17 protein-coding genes are annotated in these 20043 nt (G+C 58.4%); 12 read left to right on the forward strand and 5 right to left on the reverse strand.

What is annotated here, in order from left to right; translation table 11 throughout:
* Positions 1 to 137: 137 nt before the first annotated feature.
* The 5 genes from U5775_RS35205 to U5775_RS35225 all read left to right on the forward strand — a co-directional run bounded on the left by U5775_RS35205 (position 138) and on the right by U5775_RS35225 (position 5353).
* Entirely contained in the window at positions 138 to 974 is an 837-nt protein-coding gene (locus U5775_RS35205) for a glycosyltransferase family 2 protein (protein WP_322062771.1), read from the forward strand.
* Positions 971 to 1927: an NAD-dependent epimerase/dehydratase family protein gene (locus U5775_RS35210; protein WP_322062747.1), complete on the forward strand. Its 957-nt coding sequence runs from the start codon at positions 971 to 973 to the stop codon at positions 1925 to 1927. Before U5775_RS35205 ends, U5775_RS35210 begins: the two co-directional genes overlap by 4 nt.
* 23 nt (positions 1928 to 1950) lie before the next feature.
* Positions 1951 to 2979, forward strand: a complete 1029-nt coding sequence (locus U5775_RS35215) for a glycosyltransferase family 4 protein (protein WP_322062772.1) — start codon at positions 1951 to 1953, stop codon at positions 2977 to 2979.
* Positions 2979 to 4862 (forward strand): nucleoside-diphosphate sugar epimerase/dehydratase, encoded by a 1884-nt coding sequence (locus U5775_RS35220; RefSeq protein WP_322062748.1) that lies wholly within the window; start codon positions 2979 to 2981, stop codon positions 4860 to 4862. The genes U5775_RS35215 and U5775_RS35220 overlap by 1 nt, the downstream gene beginning before the upstream one ends.
* A 281-nt stretch (positions 4863 to 5143) precedes the next feature.
* A complete protein-coding gene (locus tag U5775_RS35225) occupies positions 5144 to 5353 on the forward strand; it encodes a hypothetical protein (protein ID WP_322062749.1) in 210 nt (69 codons plus the stop codon).
* Positions 5354 to 5421: 68 nt separating this feature from the next.
* Here U5775_RS35225 and galE read toward each other — a convergent pair whose 3' ends face one another.
* From galE to U5775_RS35240, 3 genes are all read right to left on the reverse strand, one after another.
* The gene (galE, locus tag U5775_RS35230) at positions 5422 to 6453 is read right to left on the reverse strand and encodes a UDP-glucose 4-epimerase GalE (protein ID WP_322062750.1); all 1032 of its coding nucleotides are present in this window, start codon (positions 6451 to 6453) and stop codon (positions 5422 to 5424) included.
* A 28-nt stretch (positions 6454 to 6481) separates the two neighbouring features.
* Positions 6482 to 7609, reverse strand: a complete 1128-nt coding sequence (locus tag U5775_RS35235) for a glycosyltransferase family 4 protein (protein WP_322062751.1) — start codon at positions 7607 to 7609, stop codon at positions 6482 to 6484.
* Positions 7610 to 8105: 496 nt separating this feature from the next.
* The gene (locus tag U5775_RS35240; RefSeq protein ID WP_322062752.1) at positions 8106 to 8285 is read right to left on the reverse strand and encodes a hypothetical protein; all 180 of its coding nucleotides are present in this window, start codon (positions 8283 to 8285) and stop codon (positions 8106 to 8108) included.
* Between U5775_RS35240 and U5775_RS35245 the strand changes: the two genes are divergently transcribed.
* Positions 8284 to 9069 (forward strand): SDR family NAD(P)-dependent oxidoreductase, encoded by a 786-nt coding sequence (locus tag U5775_RS35245; RefSeq protein WP_322062753.1) that lies wholly within the window; start codon positions 8284 to 8286, stop codon positions 9067 to 9069. The two genes, U5775_RS35240 and U5775_RS35245, sit on opposite strands and share 2 nt — an antisense overlap.
* Here the strand turns inward: U5775_RS35245 and U5775_RS35250 are convergent.
* The gene (locus U5775_RS35250) at positions 8972 to 10147 is read right to left on the reverse strand and encodes a hypothetical protein (protein WP_322062754.1); all 1176 of its coding nucleotides are present in this window, start codon (positions 10145 to 10147) and stop codon (positions 8972 to 8974) included. The genes U5775_RS35245 and U5775_RS35250 overlap by 98 nt on opposite strands.
* A 521-nt stretch (positions 10148 to 10668) precedes the next feature.
* Here U5775_RS35250 and U5775_RS35255 point away from each other — a divergent pair.
* Positions 10669 to 12660 carry a capsular polysaccharide biosynthesis protein gene (locus U5775_RS35255; RefSeq protein WP_322062755.1) on the forward strand — a complete coding sequence of 664 codons (1992 nt, stop codon included), beginning with the start codon at positions 10669 to 10671 and terminating at the stop codon, positions 12658 to 12660.
* Here U5775_RS35255 and U5775_RS35260 read toward each other — a convergent pair.
* The gene (locus U5775_RS35260; protein ID WP_322062756.1) at positions 12602 to 13990 is read right to left on the reverse strand and encodes a capsular biosynthesis protein; all 1389 of its coding nucleotides are present in this window, start codon (positions 13988 to 13990) and stop codon (positions 12602 to 12604) included. The genes U5775_RS35255 and U5775_RS35260 overlap by 59 nt on opposite strands.
* A gap of 136 nt (positions 13991 to 14126) precedes the next feature.
* On the opposite strand from U5775_RS35260, the gene U5775_RS35265 reads away from it, so the two are divergent.
* From U5775_RS35265 to U5775_RS35285, 5 genes are read left to right on the forward strand one after another with little or no spacing between them, the layout of a single operon-like run.
* Positions 14127 to 16133 carry a glycosyltransferase family 2 protein gene (locus tag U5775_RS35265; protein ID WP_322062757.1) on the forward strand — a complete coding sequence of 669 codons (2007 nt, stop codon included), beginning with the start codon at positions 14127 to 14129 and terminating at the stop codon, positions 16131 to 16133.
* Between the two features lie 20 nt (positions 16134 to 16153).
* On the forward strand, positions 16154 to 17314 hold the full coding sequence (locus tag U5775_RS35270) for an ABC transporter permease (RefSeq protein WP_322062758.1): 1161 nt from the start codon (positions 16154 to 16156) through the stop codon (positions 17312 to 17314).
* 48 nt (positions 17315 to 17362) lie between these two features.
* Positions 17363 to 18457, forward strand: a complete 1095-nt coding sequence (locus U5775_RS35275; RefSeq protein WP_322062759.1) for a polysaccharide biosynthesis/export family protein — start codon at positions 17363 to 17365, stop codon at positions 18455 to 18457.
* Positions 18458 to 18470: 13 nt separating this feature from the next.
* On the forward strand, positions 18471 to 19286 hold the full coding sequence (locus tag U5775_RS35280; protein WP_322062760.1) for an ABC transporter permease: 816 nt from the start codon (positions 18471 to 18473) through the stop codon (positions 19284 to 19286).
* Between the two features lie 5 nt (positions 19287 to 19291).
* A complete protein-coding gene (locus U5775_RS35285) occupies positions 19292 to 19948 on the forward strand; it encodes an ABC transporter ATP-binding protein (RefSeq protein ID WP_322062761.1) in 657 nt (218 codons plus the stop codon).
* Positions 19949 to 20043: the final 95 nt, after the last annotated feature.

The raw sequence follows: 20043 nt of genomic DNA on the forward strand, positions 1-20043 counted from the left end.
ACGCCTCGTTGGAACTCGCGGTCGCTGCGCAGGACGTACTGTGGTCGCCCGTCATCGAGGATGTCAAAATAGAGTCCGATGTCTTCAGTTACCCCATCATTACTGGCCGCCCCAACCTGGAGCGCCATCGGACCACAATGAACGCTGTGTCACGCGGTAACCCCTTCGAAGTATCCACATCGGTGGTTGTATTCCGGCCCGATCGGACGTTGCTGGCCCGTACGCTGGCCAGTCTCGTGGCCGCCAGTGGTGCGCTTGCTGCAGGCAAAGAGGGGGCGCTCCACCTTTACCTGATCGATAACGGGGGGCTGCCCGATATAGGCGAAAGTCTCGAAGCGCTTGCGCGCGCCGGAATCGGCTACACGCTGATCGAGGGGCACGGCAACGTGGGTTATGGGCGCGGACACAATCTCGCGATGGCGCAACCTCTAGGCCGCTATCACCTGATTCTCAATCCTGACATCGACATGAGTTCCGACGCGCTGAAGAAGGCGATCGAGTTCATGGACTCGCACCCAGACACAGGGTTGCTTACACCAGCCATATTCGACGATACAGGCGAGATGCAATTCCTCTGTCGCCAATATCCGACGCTGATCGACCTGTTCGTCCGCGGCTTCCTGCCCGCATCGATGCGGCGTTTGTTTGCGCGGCGCCTCGCGCGCTATGAGATGCGTGCGCAGATCAACGAGTGCGACACGGTTTGGGATCCACCGATCGTGAGCGGTTGTTTCATGCTGTTCAGAACGGATGTGCTGAAAAAACTCGAGGGATTCGACCCTCGCTATTTCCTCTATTTCGAGGACTATGATTTGAGCCTGCGCACGCATGACGTGGCGCGCGTCGCCTATGTGCCCTCGGTGCGCGTGCTTCACCACGGCGGCGGCGCTTCGCGCAAGGGCTTTGCACACATCCGCATGTTCGTGGCATCGGCCTTCAAGTTCTTCAACCGCTTCGGGTGGAAGTGGCTGTGAGCAGCATTCTGGTCACAGGTGCGAACGGCTTCGTCGGCCGCTCGGTGTGCCGCACGTTGACGGCCAATGGCCATGACGTGACGGCGCTCGTCCGGCGAGCAGGCTCGGCCGCCGGCACGGCACGCGAATGGAGCCATGGCGGGGCAGATTTCGCCGGCCTCGCCGAGGCATGGCCGCGCGAGCTCGTACCCGATTGCATCGTGCACCTCGCGGCGCGCGTGCACGTAATGAACGACACGGCCGCAGATCCGCTCGCCGCTTTTCGCGCAACCAACGTCGAAGGCGCGTTGCGGGTGGCGCGCGCCGCCCGCGAACGCGGTGCACGGCGCATGGTGTTCGTGAGCAGCGTGAAGGCCGCGGCGGAGTTCGATAGCGGCGTGCCGCTCACCGAATCCGTGGAGGCCGCTCCCGACGACGCCTACGGACGCTCGAAACTGCAGGCGGAGGAGGCACTCTGGCAATATGGCGAGCAGAGTGGTCTCGAAATCGTGATCGTGCGACCGCCGCTCGTGTATGGCCCGGACGTCGGCGCGAATTTTTTGCAGATGATGAATGCGTTATGGCGACGCCTGCCGCTACCGCTCGGCGCGGTCGATGCGCGTCGCAGCCTCGTCTACGTCGAAAACCTTGCCGACGCGCTCATGCACTGCGCCATCGACCCGCGTGCCGCGAATGCTTGCTTCTACGTTCGCGACGACCAGGACCCCTCGGTCGCCGGGCTGCTGCGCGCGCTGGGACGCCATCTGGGCCGTCCTGCGCGGCTCTTGCCGGTACCGGTGTCGCTATTGCGCGCGGCAGGCGCCCTGACGGGGCGGTCCGCGCAAATGGAGCGGCTGACCCAGAGCCTGAGAGTCGACGATTCGCGTATCCGCGAGACGCTCGGATGGACGAGCCCCTATACCCTGGACGAAGGACTGGCCGCGACGGCGCGCTGGTATCGCTCCACGCATTGAACTAACGGAGAGCATTGAAGCCGATGTTGCAGGCACCGATGTCGATACCCCTGTGCGCCGCGGCGACCGTAGTCATTTGCGCTGCGTTGTGCGCGGCCGTACTGGGCGTTCTGCTCAAGACCGGCCTGGCGTGGCGCCTCGCCACGGATATCCCGAACGAGCGCTCGCTTCACGAGCGTCCGACGCCGCGCGTTGGCGGCTGGGGCATGATGCCCGTGATCGTGGTCGCGATCCTGCTTCTGGCCCCGTCGCTGTGGTTGGTCGCCGTTGCCGTTGCTTTTCTGGCAGCGGTTTCGCAGATCGACGATCGCCGCGGCTTGCCCGCGCGCGTGCGCTTTGCGGCGCATTTCGTCGCGGTACTGGCGCTGATCGTCGTTTATCCGGCTCCGGTTCCTTGGTGGTGCCTCGCCGGGTTGGCATTTTTGATGTTGTGGCTGGTCAATCTTTACAATTTCATGGATGGTTCGGACGGCCTCGCGGGCGGCATGGCGCTATTTGGCTTCGGGGCCTACGCGGTTGCGGCGCTGCTCGGGCCCACGCCGACGCTTGAGTTGAGCTGGGCGTGCGCCGCGGTCGCGGGTTCGGCGGCGGGATTTTTATTTTTCAACTTCCACCCCGCGAAGATATTTCTTGGTGACGCCGGGTCGATCCCCACGGGCTTTCTGGCCGGCGCAATGGGCTACTGGGGCTGGCGCAGCGGGGCTTGGCCGATCTGGTTCCCGGCCCTTGTGTTCTCGCCCTTTATTGGCGATGCCTCCATCACCTTGATCCGCCGGCTCTTGCGCGGCGAAAAATTTTGGCAAGCGCACCGCGAACATTATTATCAACGCATGGTTCGCCTTGGGACCGGTCATGCAGCAACGGCACTGACATGGTATCTGGTCATGTTTGCCGGCATAATACTTGCTCTTTGGGCCTTGGTACTACCCACGGCCTTACAGTGGGGAATCGTTGCAGGTTGGGCTGTCGTTCTTGTTCTGATGGGCGCGGCAATTGACGTGCGCTGGCGCCGTTTCCAGTCCCTTACCAGTCAACCTGAGGTCGAACGCTGATGCTCCGCAATAAAGCCTCCTGGCTCTCATTCAGCGCTTTTCTCTTCGATGTCGGTGCAGTGGCCGCCGCATGGCTGACGGCCTATCTGTTGCGCTTCAACGCGTCCGTCCCGACCGAATTCTGGCACGGTGCCGTCGATAACCTCTTCTGGGTGTTGCCGGTCTATGCCATTATGTTCCGCATTTTCGGGCTCTACCGCGGCATGTGGGTCTTTGCGAGCCTGCCCGATCTGATGCGCATTTCGAAGGCGATCGTCTCGGCCGCACTCATCGTGATGGTGGCGTCGGTCATGCTGCAACCGTCGCCGATCGTTCCGCGTTCCGTGCTGATCGTCTCGCCGCTTCTGCTGTTTTTTGTCATGGGCGGCGCGCGCGCGCTTTATCGTGCGACCAAAGAGTTCTACCTGTACGGTGGCCTTGTTGCTCAAGGCAAGCCTGTTATTGTCGTGGGCGCAGGCGGAGCCGGCGCAAGCCTCGCGCGCGAGTTGTCGCGCTCGGCGGAGTGGCGCCTCGTGGGTCTGCTCGACGACGATCCGGCCAAAAAGGGGCGCGAGATCTACGGCTACAAGGTGCTCGGGCCCATCGGCGACATCGAGCATTGGGCCGGCGCGCTGCGCTGCGAGTTCGCCATCATCGCCATTCCTTCGGCGTCGGCGGAGGTGCAGCGGCATGTTGCCTCGCAATGTCTGCGAGCGGGCGTGAAGGCGCTGATGCTACCCGCGTTGACCGAGCTCGCTCCCGGCCAGGGCTTCCTTTCGCAGGTGCGCAACATCGACCTCGAAGACTTGCTTGGTCGCGATGCAGTCAACATCGATACCCCGCACGTCGAGGCTCTTTTGAGTGGGCGAGTGGTCATGGTGACGGGAGCGGGCGGCTCGATCGGCTCTGAACTATGCCGCCAGATTCTGCGCTTCGCACCCGCGCAACTCATTGCTCTCGATCTGTCCGAATACGCGATGTATCGGCTCACTGAGGAAATCCGCGAACGCTTTCCCGAGCTTTCCGTGGTGCCCATCATCGGCGATGCGAAGGACGCGTTGCTGCTCGACCAGGTGATGGCGCGCTACACGCCCCACATCGTGTTCCACGCGGCGGCATACAAGCACGTTCCGCTGATGGAAGAGCTCAACGCATGGCAGGCGATTCGCAACAACGTGCTGGGTACGTACCGCGTTGCGCGCGCGGCGATCAAGCACCAGGTCCGGCATTTCGTGCTCATTTCGACCGACAAGGCCGTCAATCCGACCAACGTGATGGGCGCGAGCAAGCGTCTCGCGGAGATGGCCTGTCAGGCCATGCAGCAGACGAGCGAGCGTACCCAGTTCGAGACTGTGCGCTTTGGTAACGTGCTGGGCAGCGCGGGCAGCGTGATTCCCAAATTCCAGCAGCAGATCGCGAAGGGCGGTCCGGTGACGGTTACGCACCCGGAGATTACGCGCTTCTTCATGACGATTCCCGAGGCTTCGCAGCTTGTGCTGCAGGCATCGAGCATGGGACATGGCGGCGAGATTTTCATTCTCGACATGGGCAAGCCGGTCAAGATCGTCGATCTCGCGCGCGACCTGATCCGCCTGTACGGCTTCACCGATGAGCAAATCCGTATCGCCTTCACGGGCCTGCGACCCGGTGAGAAGCTGTACGAAGAGCTGCTCGCCGACGATGAAACCACGACGCGCACGCCGCATCCCAAACTGCGTATTGCGCGGGCGCGTGAAGTGCCTGAGAACCTGCTCGACGAATTGCTGCCCTGGCTGATGCAGCACCGCGTGCCCACCGACGACGAAGTGCGCCGGGATTTGCGCCGCTGGGTGCCCGAGTATCAGCCGTCGAGCGCACCGAAGCTGCAGAGCGTAGGTGGAGCGGCGGCGCGAGCTGCAGGTTGACCTGGTGATTGGGCAAAACGGTAGGGTCGTAGCTTGCGGGTGATTAATTCCGGATTTGCCGGTTTCACAGGCCACCGTTTCCTCGCGTCCGGCCGTTGTAACGGCTGCGGTGCTATCGGTCGCATTCAGAGTGGTACTCGCCCTGGCTTGCGTTACTCTCGTGCGAGATTGAAGCTTTGAGAAATAGGGGGCCAGGAGATCCAGCGATTTTTGTCCGCCTATCCACGGTTGAGTTTTCGCAGTAGTTGCACTGGTACGCAGTTCAATGGACGGAGTCTGAAATGTCTCATGTCAGCTACGAGTACAGCGGGCACAGCATCGACATCGACGTGGACGAAGACCGCAACGGTCGGTGGCATTGGTCGTACAAGATCGATGGCGAGTACTACACGGAAGGTCTTGACCGGCCGCTCAAGAGCTTCGATCTGATGCTCGGCGAGGCAAAGCGCCACGCTGAAATGGAAGCGGACCAATTGCCGCCGCTCCATTGAGTGGCAGTGGCCCACAACCTGTTTTCATCGGGCCCGGATGCCCCGTTCCATCGTCAGGCATTCACGCCTTACTCAAACCCACGCGGATTTTTTTCCTGCCAGCGCCAGTGATCGATGCACATACGCTCGATGCTGAATTGCGCCTTCCAGCCGATCAGCTTTTCTGCCGTTGCGGGATTTGCATAGCACTCGGCAATATCGCCAGGCCGGCGCGCGACGATCTCATAGGGGACGGGGTGGCCCGAGGCTTGCTCGAACGCCTTCACGACCTGAAGCACGCTGTAGCCTTGACCCGTCCCGAGATTCACGACAAAGCCCTCGTTGCGGGCGATCAGTGCATCGAGTGCCTTGAGGTGCCCTTGGGCAAGATCGACGACATGAATGTAGTCGCGCACGCCCGTGCCGTCCGCGGTAGGGTAGTCGCCGCCGAACACGCGTAGCTTTTCGAGCTTGCCCACTGCGACCTGGGCGACATACGGCATGAGGTTATTCGGAATGCCGGCCGGATCCTCGCCGATCAAGCCACTTTCGTGCGCGCCCACCGGATTGAAATAGCGCAGCACCGCAATGCGCCAAGAGGGATCCGAGATCGCGACGTCGCGCAGGATCTGTTCGGCGATCAGCTTGGACTGGCCGTAAGGGTTCGTTGCCGAAAGCGGGAATGTCTCGTCGATGGGCGAGCGCTCGGGTACGCCGTATACCGTTGCCGACGAGCTGAACACGAACTGCTTGACGTCGTGCTGGCGCATGACGTCGAGCACGACGAGCAGGCCGTCGAGGTTGTTGCGGTAGTACTCGATGGGCTTGGCGACCGATTCTCCGACGGCTTTGAGCGCCGCGAAGTGGATCACGCCCGTGATCTTGTGCGCGTCGAAGATACGCGAGAGTGCCTGCGCATCGCGCACGTCGGCTTCGTAGAAGGTGACCGGCTTGCCGGTGATCCGCGTGACGCGCGCAAGCGATTCCTGGCGGCTGTTGACGAGATTATCAACGACAACTACGTCGTAGCCGTCATTGAGGAGCTCCACGCACGTGTGCGAGCCAATGTAGCCCGCGCCGCCCGTGACGAGGATCGTGCCCTTGGAGTTCGTTGTTGCCATGTTGTTTTCCCGAGTTCCCTGAATTCGTTCAAAACGTCAATCCGGTCAACCCCCGGATCAGTTCCCGATAGCGTTGTACCACAACCCGTTCATCGAATTCCTTTTCGATTTTTTCACGACCGCGCTCCGCCATGGCAGCACGGGTAGTCGGGGTCATATCGAGCATGTGTGAGAGGGCGGTCGCGAGCGACGCCGCGTCGCGCGCGGCGCAGAGCAGGCCGCTTTCACCGCTTGCCACTACTTCACGGCAGCCCGGAACGTCGGTGGCCACGATCGGGCGGCCCATCGCACTGGCTTCCATCAGCGTGCGCGGCACGCCCTCGCGGTACGAGGGCAGCACGACACAATCCGCATCGGCGATATAGGGGCGTACGTCGGCAGTCTCGCCGAGGTATTCGATCACGCCTTCGCGCTCCCATGCGGCCACCTCCTCACGCGTGATGGCGCTCGGGTTGTCGACGCCCACCGGACCGAGCAGGCGAAAGCGTGCATGCGGATAGTGCGTGCGCAACTGGCGCGCGGCCTCGACGTATTCGCCCACGCCTTTGTCCCAGAGCAGCCGACCGATCAGCACGAAGGCGAACTCATCGCGCTCGGGCAGCGGTGTGAACGCGTATTCCTCCAGATCGACGCCTTCGCCATGCAGGAGGCGTGCGCGTTCGGGGTGTACGAGCAGGTTCTGCTCGCGAAAGGCGGTTTCGTCGTCGCGATTGAGGAACCAGACTTCGCGCGGAAAGCGGAAGGCGAAGCGGTAGAGGCGCTTGGCGACCTGCGCGGCGCGGCTCTTCTGGATGAATACGTAGCCAAGTCCCGTCGTGACTGCCACCGATGGTACGTGCGCGAGCCACGCCGCAACCGAGCCGTAGATGTTGGGCTTAATCGTGTAGTGGAAGACGGCGTCGGGCTTGAGCGCGCGGTAGTGCTTGAAGAGCGCGAGCAGGGTGCGCAGGTCGTCGATCGGGTTGGTGCCCTTCGAGGCCACGGGGAGGTCGATGCAGGTGCAGCCCATGGCCTCGAGCGGCTCGAATGTGCGGTCGCGTGGCGCGATCACGGCAACGTGCGCACCGCTTTGCGTGAGCGCGCGCAGCAGACCCTGGCGGTAGGTGTAGATGGCCCATGCGGTGTTGCAGACGAGAGCGACGTTCAGAGGCTGCACGGGCGAGGACGAGCGAGCCGCACGGGTCGCGGCGTTGTCATTGGGTTGCACAATGGTGAAAGGCGGTAATGCCGTTGTAAATAAGGCGGGCGTGTCCCGAAAGACGGCAGTTTACCGGGAAAGGCCACGTGTGGGCGCGAATGCTCGTTCGGCGGATGCTGCCCGTCGGTGTGATGGATTTGGGCAATTGTTGATTGATAGGCTCAAATGGGGCGCTGATAGGGCACATTTGCGAAGAGATATTGGCCGTGCAAATGATTTTCATCGGGTTTTATATAATTTAGGATAACGATGTTGTTAATTGGCATGCGGTGGAGAAAATGTATTCTGCCTTGTTTGCTCAATACGTAGGAATCCGAAGCATTTGTCGTGTCGAGTTGCAAACTACCGGCAGTAGAATTCGCGTTCTGGTGCCGTTGGACGTACCGTTGAAGAGCCTCGGGCGCGCCAGGTCGGCCGATTCTCGCCCGGCACTGGAGAGGTGTCAGCCGCATGCTTATTTCTGGTATCCTGTGCGCTTTTCGTCTAACCGATTCGGATTGGCGATGATCAAGTATTCGGAAAATGCTTTCGGTTTTCCGCAAACTGACATCGAAAGTGGTGCGCTGCTTTGGGCAGTGAGCATCCGATAACGCTTCGGGAAGTGCCACTGGCCGAAGCCCAGCTTCTCTTCCATGTCTATACAACAAAAAAACGGGGTTCCTCGATGCGTGTTGATTACCGGTGCAACGGGTGGCATCGGTTCAGCGCTGGCGCAGGAATACGCTCGAGCCGGTACGGCTGTGCTGGTTTTGCATGGTCGCAACAACGCCTTGCTGCAGTCCCTGAGTGATGCCTGCATAGCGCTGGGTGCCCGGGTGATCACTGCAGCATTCGATGTTCGCGACCACGACGCCTTGCGCAACTGGGTGAGCGAGGTGAGCGCGGCCGAGTCGCCCGACCTGGTCATTGCTAACGCCGGCGTGAATATCAATACCGGCCATGGGAATGTGGGCGAGTCCTGGGAGGACATGCACCGGCTCCTGGAGGTGAATGTCAAGGGCGCGCTGGCCACGGCTCATGCCGCTTTGCCGGCCATGCGGGCGCGCCGCGGGGGGCAAATTGCCCTGATCAGTTCCCTTGCGGCTTGGCGAGGGTTGCCCGAGACGCCGAGCTACAGCGCGAGCAAGGCCGCCGTGAAGGCTTATGGCGAAGCCATGCGCGATGGGCTGGCGGCGGAGGGCGTCAAGATCAACGTGGTGATGCCCGGATACGTCGAATCGCAGATGTGCTTCGATATGCCCGGTCCCAAGCCCTTTCTCTGGAAAGCGCCTAAAGCGGCGCGCGTGATACGCCTTGGGTTGAGAGCCAACCGCGCGCGGATCAGCTTTCCATTTCCGCTGAATCTGGGATGTTTCCTGCTGGCGGGGCTGCATCCCGTGGTGTCGGGGTGGTTCCTGAGCCGGCTGGGCTACGAGTAATCGCCACCTGTACGGGGCCGCCAGGCGTGCCTGCAAGGGCGTTCGCCTGGTCGGTCGCCCGGTGCTGCAGCAGTCCCTGCGCGGCGACACGCAAAGCGTGAAGGCGGTCGGGGTCGTTGGCAAGCGCGCATAGCGCCTCCACCCAGGATTGCGGGTGGTTATCGAGCAGCAGGCCGTTTTCGCGGTGCCGGATCACTTCGTGATACGGGCCCGACGCGGCATAAAGGCCTACGGCTCGGCAGCGGGCGATGTCGTAGGCCTTCACGTGCGAACGCGCGGCGTTGAAGGTCGAGGGCAGCAGGGGGGCGAGGCCGATATGACCGTCCAGCAGGCGGCAATGACCTCGATAATTGGCCCAGTCCATTGGATGCACGACGCGCGTGCGAGGCAAGCGGCGATAAAGCACGTTCACGTCGTGAGCGCCGATGAGCTCGAAATGGATGTTCGGGCAACGCGCGAGCACCTGAGCCATGATCGGTTGCAGCCAGGCGATCTCCGCCTGGTGGGCCGCGCTACCGTGGTAGAAGACGAGGATGGGTGAATCCGGGGATACTTTATGGGATCGCAGCCTGCGGGCATCCTCATGCAGCGCGCGAGGAGGGACGAGTTTGGCCGCGCGTTCCGGGTAGCGATCGCGGAGCGCCTGCGTGGAAAACCAGTATTCCGTTGCCAGGTCGCGTATGTCTGTCGTATGGGCGCGACAGTATTTGTGCAGCTTCTTCGCGTATGGACGCGGCAGACCTTTCCACGATTGAGGGTGTAGCAGGTCGTCATCCATGAAGTACACGACGCGGGGCAGATGAGCGCGATGAATATGCAGCGCGCGGGCCCACCTGGCATTGAGGTAGCGGATGATGACGACCGCCGTGCCCGGCGCCAGGTCTCCGGCTTCCGGCAATGCGCTGTCCAGGTTCTTATAGACGATAGGTAATCCTAGTTCTTGCAAACGGGGATAAACGTAATAGTCTGTAGACGGATTTTCGCCTTGGTGTAAAACGAGCCAGCGTCGGACGACGCCGTGGCGGAGGGAATGGGAAACCTCGGGCGCCGATTTTCGGTAAAGGAGCCTGCGCAGCATCAGGGCAAGTCAATTCGTGTGGTTGGCCAGCGGTCATCAGAATGACGCATGCCAAGCCGCCCCGACACCTGTGGTTCATTCGCGCATGTGATAACTCGAAGGATATTCGATTGCGCGTGTATCGCTTCTAATGTTAAATTATATAGTGTAATTCTCGCAATCGAATAAATTCAGAAATCTGCTTGCCAGTCTGCCGTGAAGCGGCCGTGCTGGCCTCTGTGTGGTTGCTCGCGTCGGGAACGTCGCAAGAGCTGCGCCTCACGCATCATTCAGGCCGTGTCCCAGCCATTGCACTACCGTATGTCCACGCGAACCGATGATTGTCTACCCGTTCAGCATAAAGAAATGAGCGGGAGCGCCGATATACGCTTTATTTCGACCTCGCAGAATATATCCCGCTTGCAGCAATTGCCCGCTCGCGCGGAGACTGGCGGCTTTTATTGCCCTGACCTATGTCTTTGACGGAATTCCCGGTTCGCCAAAGCGGAGTCGGCGCCCCGGCGCTTCGGGGCGCGCGTGCCATGGCACTGCCGCTCGCCTATACGCTGGCGCCAGGCGTTCACCGCATCCCTACGCTGGCGGCATTGCTCGACGATTTTCAATTGCACTATCGGTCGGTGGGCCAACCGGCCGCGGGCACGGGTGTACTGGCATGGGGGCGACGCCCGAGCGCTCTGGCTGCGCAGCGCTATGCCCAGAAGCATGCTCTTGCCGTCTATCACATCGAAGACGGATTCCTGCGTTCCGTGGGATTGGGCAAGGACGATCCGCCGCTTGCCATCGTCTTCGACGATATTGGACTTTATCTCGACGCCAGCCAGCCTTCGAGGCTGGAGTACCTGATCGCACAATCGCTGCGCGAAGATCAGGTCGAGCGCGCTCGCGCGCTGGTCAAAGCTTGGCGCGATGGCCGGGTGTCCAAGTACAACCATAGCCGTGACCTGGACAGGGCGCTGCCCGATGACTGCGTGCTGGTCGTGGACCAGACGCGCGGTGACGCCTCGGTTTCCTGCGGTCTCGCCGACGTCGCGAGTTTCGAGCGCATGCTGAAGGCCGCGCTTCGCGAGCATCCTCGCAGCATCGTTTTGCTCAAGGTGCATCCGGATGTGGTGGCCGGACGCAAGCAGGGCCACTACGATCTGGATGCTTTACGCGCGATGCCGCGCGTACAGGTGCTGGACGACAACGTGCACCCGGCCAGCCTGTTGTGCTCGGTGCGCGAGGTTTACACCGTGACTTCACAATTGGGATTTGAGGCATTGCTCTGGGGGCGGCCGGTGCGCGTCTTCGGCATGCCGTTCTATGCCGGTTGGGGACTCACACGAGACGAATTGCCCGCGCCCACGCGCCGTCGTTCTGTGGCGCTGGAACAACTGGTTCATGCCGCGCTCATTGACTATTGCCGCTACGTCGATCCGGAAACCGGCAAGCGATGCGAGGTTGAAACGCTGATCGCATGGATTGCGTTGCAGCGGCGCATGCAACAGCGGTTTGACACGAAGATCGATGCTTTGGGTTTTTCCGGCTGGAAAAAGGATTATGTACGTCAATTCTTCGGCGGCAGCGCCATGCGGTTTCGTTGGCGTGTTCCCCGGCGAATCGACGAGACCGTTGCCACCTGGGGATGCAAGCTCGATGATCGGCTCGCTCTTGCTTCGCCTGAAACGCGCAAGATTATTCGGGTAGAGGATGGCTTTGTGCGCTCCGTCGGTTTGGGCGCAGACCTGACTCGCCCCTTGTCCTGGGTGCAGGATGATGTTGGCATCTATTACGACGCTACGCGCCCCTCTCAACTGGAGCAACTGCTTGCGCAAACGACGTTTGCTTCAGAACTGGTTGCGCGCGCTTCTAACTTGCGGCGAGCCATCTGTGATGCCGGCATCACCAAGTACAACCTCGCGGGGCCGGCGGTTTGGGCGCGTCCTCAGGGGCGGCGCGTCATTCTCGTGCCCGGGCAAGTGGAGACCGACGCCTCCATTCGCTTTGGCTCATCGGGCATTCGCAGCAATATGGATCTACTGCGAGCAGTGCGCGCCGCCAATCCCGATGCCTACCTTCTATATAAACCGCATCCGGATGTGGCGGCCGGCCTGCGCAAAGTAGGGCAAGGCGAAACCGGTGCGACGCAGTGGTGCGACGAGGTGATTGGCTCAGTATCGTTCCATCAGTTGCTCGGCAGCGTGGACGAGGTGCATGTGCTGACTTCGCTGGCCGGCTTCGAGGCGCTACTGCGCAACGTGAAGGTGGTGACTTACGGGCAGCCGTTCTACGCGGGTTGGGGGGTATCGCACGATGTCGGTTTAACGGACGCATTGCGCCGCCGGCGCAGCCGTGCGCTGAACATCGATGAACTAGTGGCGGCGGCGCTGATTCTGTACCCCACGTACGTGAGCCGCAAGACGGGGCGTTTCACCACCCCGGAGCATGCCCTGCAGGAATTGATCGAATGGCGCGCTAAGCCACGGGTGCCACGTTGGCGGCATTGGGTTGCACGGGTATTCCGTGAGGCGTAGTGGCGGAGTCCGTAGCCTCCTCCGGTTCGATGCCGCTGCCACGCAACGAGTCGAAGATCGGAACCCTTGACTGAAGCGCGCGTTCGAGCCGCGGCGGCGGATCGACAAATGCACCGTGGGCATTGACCTGATCCCCCAGCACACGACGCACGATTTCCACGCAGGCCGCCTTGCGGCCGGCGGCATTGTAGAACGAGCCATGCACCTGAATGGTGGCCGCGATGGCTGCCACGAAGTCCTTCAGCAATGCCTTGTTGACGCGCTGCGGTTTTGTCCAGAACGTCTCCAGCGGCCCTTGGTGCGTGAGCCCCGCAATGTCGTACATGGCCATGCCCAGCACCTTCACGGGGCAATTGGCGCGCAATGCATGCAGGCCAACAGTGGAATTCACGGTAATTACACCTTGGCTATGTTTAATCGTGCGTTTGAGATCGCAGTCGGACACCGCGATCACGCGGGACGCCACGTTGTAACGTTTGGCAGTGCGCGCGACGAACTGCTCCCAACGCTCCATGCCATTGTCGAGCGGGTGCAGCTTGATGACGAGGGATCCGTCTCGCGGTGCATGTCGTACGAAGGACGAAATGACCTGCTCAATTACCTGGCGTTGGTCTGTATAGGCGGAATTGGCGCGCAATTGGTAGTCGGCCTGCATTTGCAGGGCGAGCATCCAATAGCGCTTACCGGAGTGGCGCAAGACATCGGCCGCAGCGACACGCGCGGGCTCACGCAGGCGCTGAAGAGCCATACGTGGCAACCAGCTTAAATAGTCCAGCAGCGGGAGGTAAAACTTGTCGGTCCGATAGAGCGGAAAGAAGTACGGCACCAGCGAGGTCAGGAGGTTATAGAAGACCTCGTTGAAGGCCTCCTGGCCGAAACTGTGCGAGTAATGCGCAGTTTCCTGCTTGAGTGGTCCGACACGGCGGGCGATAGCACGGATAGCTTCCGGGTCGCCAGGAAAATGCGAAAGTGTACCCATTCCGCCACGCTCCAATGTGAGCCAGTCCGGACGTAGATAGCCGAATTCGACGGAGTACGTGCGAATACCCAGCGATTGGGCCACCTCGCGCGCAACCGCGTGATAGGGCAGGCGGTCGGCGTAGTAGAGGATATCGGTGATCTGGTGGCGAACCAGGTAGTCGCGCAGAAAGTCGGCCCAGCGGCTGAAGCGGCCGCGGTAGTTCACCGCGCCAGGCTTGCGCCAGTAGGCCCAGTCTCCCAGAGAGAAGTTGATTCGATGTGTGCGGATCTCTGCAGACTCGAAGTGCTCGCAAAGTTGACGCCAGAAAAGCGAAGGTGGGCCCTGGAGAAATAGGATGGCTCGGCGCATGTTGGATACTTTTAGGTTTTGCTGGTCTTCCTCTTATCCTGAATTATAATCGCGGATTCAATTTAGCGTCATGACCAAGGCAGGTAATTAAGAAGTGGCGGCTGGAATCGTTCGGGGGCGGAATCGGCATTCAGGCATGGCTTGGCTTATAGAAGGCCGGGTCGCGGGCAATGTCAAGGCTTGTGTCGCGACTGTCGCGTTGACGTTGCACGATGGTCACACGCAAACGTTAAAAGTCTTGGTCAGCAGCAAGGGCCGTATACAAGAGCTGGTCGAAACCCCGGCGACCGTGCGCGCCATCCAGTTGACGCGGGGCCAAAACGAGAAAGCCGTTAGCATTCAGTTCCTTAGATATCGTCGCCTGGCTCGCGCGGAATACCGCTTGCGGCAAATCTGGAGAGTGGGTTGTACGTTGTACAAGCAACCTTTGCAACGATGCGCGCGTGCGGGCCTCACATTTGCCACCTTGCTATGCGATTTGGATTATGCCTATGAGGTGGCTTGCCGCTTTCGGGCGAATGTATATCGCGAGGGATACGCAGGGTGGTATCAGGAGTTCTACTCTATTACCCCGGCGGACCGCACATTAATGGCTCGTTGTGCAGGGCGATGGAGATATTCTCCTGACTTTCGTATTACGTTATGGGTAAATTGGGAAACCAGCCAGGCGGATATTGACGCTACGCGCGCCAGTCTGGAGGCGCAGACGTATCAGCGGTTTCAGATCGAGGTTTTGGACGATTCATTGCGGGATCGGCTCAGCTCGATTTTGGATCCGCTCGCACACGGTACATGGCGCATCGTCGTTCGCGCTGGGGTGACGTTTGCGGAGCAGGCATTGTTTTGCCTCGCCGATGCTGTGGTCAAAACGCCGGATGCTGCCGTGGTTTATGCGGATCATGACGTTCTTGGCGTGGACCGGCAGTTGGCTGATCCTGTTTTCAAGCCGGACTGGTCTCCCGAGTTGCTGCGTTCCACCAACTACATTGGCGAGGCATTCGCCTGGAACGGCCAGTATGCGCAGCGCCTGCCCGAATGGGCTGCGGACGCAAGCGATGCCAACGTGGAGCATGCCTTGTTGCTCGCTTTGAGCGAACTGGGTTTGCCTATGGTGCATGTGCCTGCACCGCTGTGGCATATGACACCTCAAGGCCGGCAGATCGATGGCGAGGAGACGGCCAGGGCGGTCGCGGCTCATTTGCAACGTGTTGGAGTTCTGGCCAAGGCCGAAAGCACCGGGCTGGGCCGGTGCCGAGTGCGTTATCCGGTATGTGAGCCCGCACCTTTGGTGAGCATCGTCATTCCCACTCGTGATCAGTTGGGTCACTTGCGTCGTTGCATCGACAGTGTGCTGGAGAAGACGCGTTACGGGCCCTACGAGATTCTCGTTGTTGACAACCAAAGCACCGATCCCGGCACGCTGGACTATTTGCAGAGCTTGCGGCAAATGGACAACGTCCGGGTTTTGCCGTTTGACGAGTCGTTCAACTATTCGCGCATCAATAATATGGCGGTTGCGCATGCAAAGGGTGAGTTGGTTTGTCTGCTCAACAACGATACCGAGGTGATTTCGCCGGATTGGTTGGAGGAGATGGTGGGGTTGGTGCTGAGTACCGACGTGGGAGCTGTTGGAGCCAAATTGTTGTATGGCGACGACACGGTTCAGCATGCTGGCGATACCGTAGGTCCTGGCGGATGCGCCAATCATTTACATAACGGTATTGGGCGGGATGAGCCCGGTTATACAAGTAGGGCGTTGGTCGCGCAGGATTTGTCTGCGGTTACTGCGGCGTGCCTTCTCACCAATAAAATGGTTTATCGAGCGGTGGGTGGTCTCGACGAAACACGCCTTAAGGTAGCCTTCAACGACGTGGATTATTGCTTGCGTCTGCGAGACGCGGGACGCCGTGTGGTTTGGACGCCTCATGCCGTGCTTTACCATCACGAATCAGTTTCTCGTGGCAAGGAAGATGCGCCAAGCCAGCGACGTCGATTCAAGGCTGAGGTGAGGTACATGCGTAAGCGCTGGGCACACGTAATGCATCATGATCCCTACTACAACCCCAACCTCAACTATCTTCAGGCTGATTTTACGTTAAACGCGACGCCGGGAATTGTGTACCCGTGGCGCGGACATATTTAGTATGGATAGGGCCTGGAGGTATGAGCCACGGTCTTGCTGTGAAATATAGAAACGACAATACTATGATTATAGACAGCATCAAGAAACATAAGCTTTTTTGGGGTATGGTTGTCGCGCCGATGCTTTTGGCCACAGCCTATTATGGTCTTCTGGCTAAAGACCGTTACGTCAGTTCGTCGGAAGTCGTTGTCCACAAAGTCAGCTCGGATAGCGGTGAGGAGGCTCCCCAAATCTCGGGGTTGGCAGCACTGATGGGCGGTGGCGGGATGGCCGATAGCACGGCTGCGGAAACTCTCTATGTGCGAGAGTTCGTGGTATCACAAGACATGTTGAATAAGCTTCAGGAAAAATTGCATTGGAGTAAGCATTATTCTGGTCGTTTTCGCGATTTTTGGTATTACCTGAGCCCCAATGCATCGAGAGAGGAGTTGTTGAAATACTACCAGCGTATGGTAACGGCTCAGTTTGACGAGACGACAGGACTACTGACAATTCAGGTACAAGGATTCGATCGTGCTTTCGCGAACGAAACTTTGTCTACAATCATCGCGGAGAGTGATCGGTTTGTAAATGAGATATCTCACCGGCTGGCGCGAGAACAGGTGAGTTTTGCCGAGGGAGAGTTGGAGCACTCCCGTCTCAACTACCAAGCCAGCCAGGAAGCACTGCTGAGATTTCAAGGTGCGAATAATGTACTGGACGCACAACAATCAGCTGTTGCCAGTAATCAGGTCATTGATCAGCTGCAAGCAGACCTGACAAGGCAAAGTGCAACTCTGCGTGCCATGCGTGCCAGCCTGAGCGAGGATAGTCCCCAAGTCCGGCAACAAAGCATACAAATCGATGCGCTGAGAAAGCAAATTACTATAGAAGAGCAGAAACTCATTTCGGGTAACGCCAAGGGCAAGTTGAACGTAGTCGCCTCGCAATTCCATGGGTTGGAGGTAGACGCGGGCATTGCCGAAGATTCGTATAAAGCATCAGTTGCTTCGCTGCAGAGCGCGCGGATTGACGCCACGCGAAAACTACGGAGCCTGGTCGTTGTGGTTAGCCCCAACATGCCGGATGAAGCATTGCTCCCGCGACGGATATACGGTCTGTTTACAACATTCATTGTTTTGCTCTTGCTCTATGGGATTGCCCGTTTTGCTATTGCAACGATTAACGATCACAAAGACTAAGTGAAAAGAATGCGTAGTATACGTAAAAAAATTACTGTCGATTCGAGCATGAAATATTCTCGTTCTGTATGCGGCGTTGCAATCCTTGTTGCCATGACATTGCTGAGCGGTTGTGACGTACTGTCGGGAGCTGGTCCACGAATGATGAGCATTACGGGAAAGAGCAATGCCCAGAATCTGGAGTATCCGTACGAACTGATAGACCTTGCACCCAGCAATATCGGGCCATATATGCGGCCGCCGGAGAGTGCGCTGTTGAAGCGGGTCGCACGCCCGGAAGAACCCGATGTGCGCCTGATGCCTGGTGACGTATTGAAGGTTGTCATTTCAGATGATAGCGGGACTGACAAGACCGTATTTGCGCCTCTGTCGCAGGGTGGAACGGTATTTGCCCAGGTTCGTTTAGATGCACAAGGCAGAATTTCGCTGCCCTACATGAGACAAGAGACCGTACGTGGTGCGACGTTGTCGGAGGCCGAGGACATTATTCGGCACGGGGTCAAGGGACGAGCCGGTGAGCCGCAGGTGCACGTCGAACTGATCAGCGATTTGTCCAGTTCCGTTTTGGTTGCGGGCGCGGTAAAGAGTCCCGGACGCTTCTCGGTTTTGCAAGGACCGCTGACGATCCTGGATGCGATAAACCAGGCGGGTGGACCGGTTCTCGAGCCGTACCTGATCAATGTGGTAGTTCGTACCGGAACTGCTGTGCATAGCTATAACTACCAGGATCTGCTATCGGGCGGCAATGTACCTGTGCCACCTAACTCCGAGATCGTGCTTGAACGAGCCCGTAAGCGTTTTGTGGCCATGGGAGCAGTTAGTCAACCGGGGCTTCACGACTTCCCGTCTTCCTCACCAAGTTTGCTAGAGGTATTGGGATCGGTAGGTGGCCTGAACGAGCATACGGCCAATCCTAAAGGGGTCTTCATATTCCGGCTGGAACATGATTCGGATGGCGGTACGCCGAAGGCCGAGGTATTTCGGCTAGATCTGCGAGAGCCGGTATCGATGTTCTTGGCAAAAAATTTCTTGATCCACTCAGATGACACAGTCTATGTAACAAACTCGCCTGTATACGAACTACAGAAAATTATCTCACCGATTGTTCAGATGTTGGTCTTGGGTCAAAACATAAGTAATTGATATTGGGGGGAACATGTCTGAACTCGAATCTCCATTTAAAGCGAGCCGGCCACCTCTAAAGATTGTTAGGTCGGTTTTGTTCGCCTTGTTTATGAGGGAGATGCAGACACGATTCGGCGCGCGAAGAATGGGTTTTGTCTGGGTTGTTTTCGAACCGCTCGGAATTCTGGCGATTATATTGATATTCCATGCAGCCCTTCGGACCAGGCCGATGCAGGGGATAGATTTTGCCGTATTTCTGTTTAGTGGAATTGTTCCGATTCACATGATGAGAAATATCGCGTGGCGCGTCAGCGATGCGGTACAGGCCAATCAAGGCTTATTTGCATACCGTCAGGTGATGCCATTCGATACCTTCGTGGCGCGTTTGATCGTCGAACTGTGTACATATTCTTGTGCTTATATAATAATCTGCATTTTTCTTGGAATTTGGCTGCAGCGTGACATTCTCATCAGTGATCCCTTGGCTTGGATCTGGTACATGATGATAGGCGTGCTGCTTTCATTTTCCCTGGGCATCGCGTTCGCGATGATTGGACATGCGGTACCGAATTCAGCTCGTCTATGCAAGATGAGTTTCATCCCTTTGTATATCACTTCAGGCGTCTTGTTTCCAATTTGGAATCTGCCGCAGGATAAGATTGCAATAATTTCATTGAACCCATATGTGGGTATTATTGAGGGAATTCGCTCGGCGATGTTCGCAAACTATCCGATCCCCAAGAGCCTGGGAGTTGGGTATCCGATCATATTCTCCGTTGTGCTGACGTTTTTATCGATGGCAATATATAGAAAGCGGCGACAGGCTCTTCGTGCTCCAAAGGTGTAACCGAGATGATCGAGTTATCGAAGCTAACCAAGTCTTATGTGACGAAGCACGGTCGAAAATATATTTTTCGAGATCTTTCATTTTCTATTCCACCGAATAAGAACATCGCTCTCATCGGGAAGAACGGCGCGGGGAAAAGTACGTTGATGCGTCTGCTGTGCGGCACGGATGTGCCGGATAGTGGGCGCATAATTACCGATAAGCGTATATCGTGGCCGGTGGGGCTGGGAGGCGGCTTTCAGGGGTCGCTCACTGGAAGGCAGAACGTCAAATTTATATGTAGATCACTGGGGGCCGAAGGCGAGGAGATGAAAAGGGTGATTGCCTACGTTGAAGGATTTGCCGAACTGGGTGAATATTTTAATCAGCCGGTAAAAACTTATTCATCTGGAATGAACGCCCGGCTCCGCTTTGGGATGAGCTTGGCCTTCGATTTCGATTATTATATGGTCGATGAAGCAATGTCCGTTGGGGACGCTCATTTTCGTGAAAAAGCGGCGGATGAATTTAAGCGTCGGGTAGGCCAGGCTAATTTGATTCTGGTGACGCATGGTATGGGGCAGGTTAGAAAATTATGCGACATGGTTTTGCTGTTACGTGACGGAAAGATGGAGGTTTTTGACGATGTCGAGGAAGGAATAAATGCCTACTCCAAGATATAAAGTCTGGATGCCTTTTTGTATGGCCGAGAAATGCCTGAAAATAGCATGGGCCAGGGTTTGGAAGATATTGTAAAAATCTACTGATGAGACCGAGG

Origin of the sequence: Paraburkholderia sp. J63 (assembly GCF_905220245.1) — a bacterium.
Taxonomy (GTDB): Bacteria; Pseudomonadota; Gammaproteobacteria; order Burkholderiales; family Burkholderiaceae; genus Paraburkholderia.

Bases quoted from the DNA above. Each gene is read 5' to 3' on its own strand.
- U5775_RS35205 (WP_322062771.1), top strand. From the start codon at position 138: ATGAACGCTGTGTCACGCGGTAACCCCTTCGAAGTATCCACATCGGTG.
- U5775_RS35215 (WP_322062772.1), top strand. From the start codon at position 1,951: ATGTTGCAGGCACCGATGTCGATACCCCTGTGCGCCGCGGCGACCGTA.
- U5775_RS35220 (WP_322062748.1), top strand. From the start codon at position 2,979: ATGCTCCGCAATAAAGCCTCCTGGCTCTCATTCAGCGCTTTTCTCTTC.
- U5775_RS35225 (WP_322062749.1), top strand. From the start codon at position 5,144: ATGTCTCATGTCAGCTACGAGTACAGCGGGCACAGCATCGACATCGAC.
- galE (WP_322062750.1), bottom strand. From the start codon at position 6,453: ATGGCAACAACGAACTCCAAGGGCACGATCCTCGTCACGGGCGGCGCG.
- U5775_RS35245 (WP_322062753.1), top strand. From the start codon at position 8,284: ATGTCTATACAACAAAAAAACGGGGTTCCTCGATGCGTGTTGATTACC.
- U5775_RS35240 (WP_322062752.1), bottom strand. From the start codon at position 8,285: ATGGAAGAGAAGCTGGGCTTCGGCCAGTGGCACTTCCCGAAGCGTTAT.
- U5775_RS35250 (WP_322062754.1), bottom strand. From the start codon at position 10,147: ATGCTGCGCAGGCTCCTTTACCGAAAATCGGCGCCCGAGGTTTCCCAT.
- U5775_RS35255 (WP_322062755.1), top strand. From the start codon at position 10,669: ATGGCACTGCCGCTCGCCTATACGCTGGCGCCAGGCGTTCACCGCATC.
- U5775_RS35260 (WP_322062756.1), bottom strand. From the start codon at position 13,990: ATGCGCCGAGCCATCCTATTTCTCCAGGGCCCACCTTCGCTTTTCTGG.
- U5775_RS35265 (WP_322062757.1), top strand. From the start codon at position 14,127: ATGGCTTGGCTTATAGAAGGCCGGGTCGCGGGCAATGTCAAGGCTTGT.
- U5775_RS35270 (WP_322062758.1), top strand. From the start codon at position 16,154: ATGAGCCACGGTCTTGCTGTGAAATATAGAAACGACAATACTATGATT.
- U5775_RS35275 (WP_322062759.1), top strand. From the start codon at position 17,363: ATGAAATATTCTCGTTCTGTATGCGGCGTTGCAATCCTTGTTGCCATG.
- U5775_RS35280 (WP_322062760.1), top strand. From the start codon at position 18,471: ATGTCTGAACTCGAATCTCCATTTAAAGCGAGCCGGCCACCTCTAAAG.
- U5775_RS35285 (WP_322062761.1), top strand. From the start codon at position 19,292: ATGATCGAGTTATCGAAGCTAACCAAGTCTTATGTGACGAAGCACGGT.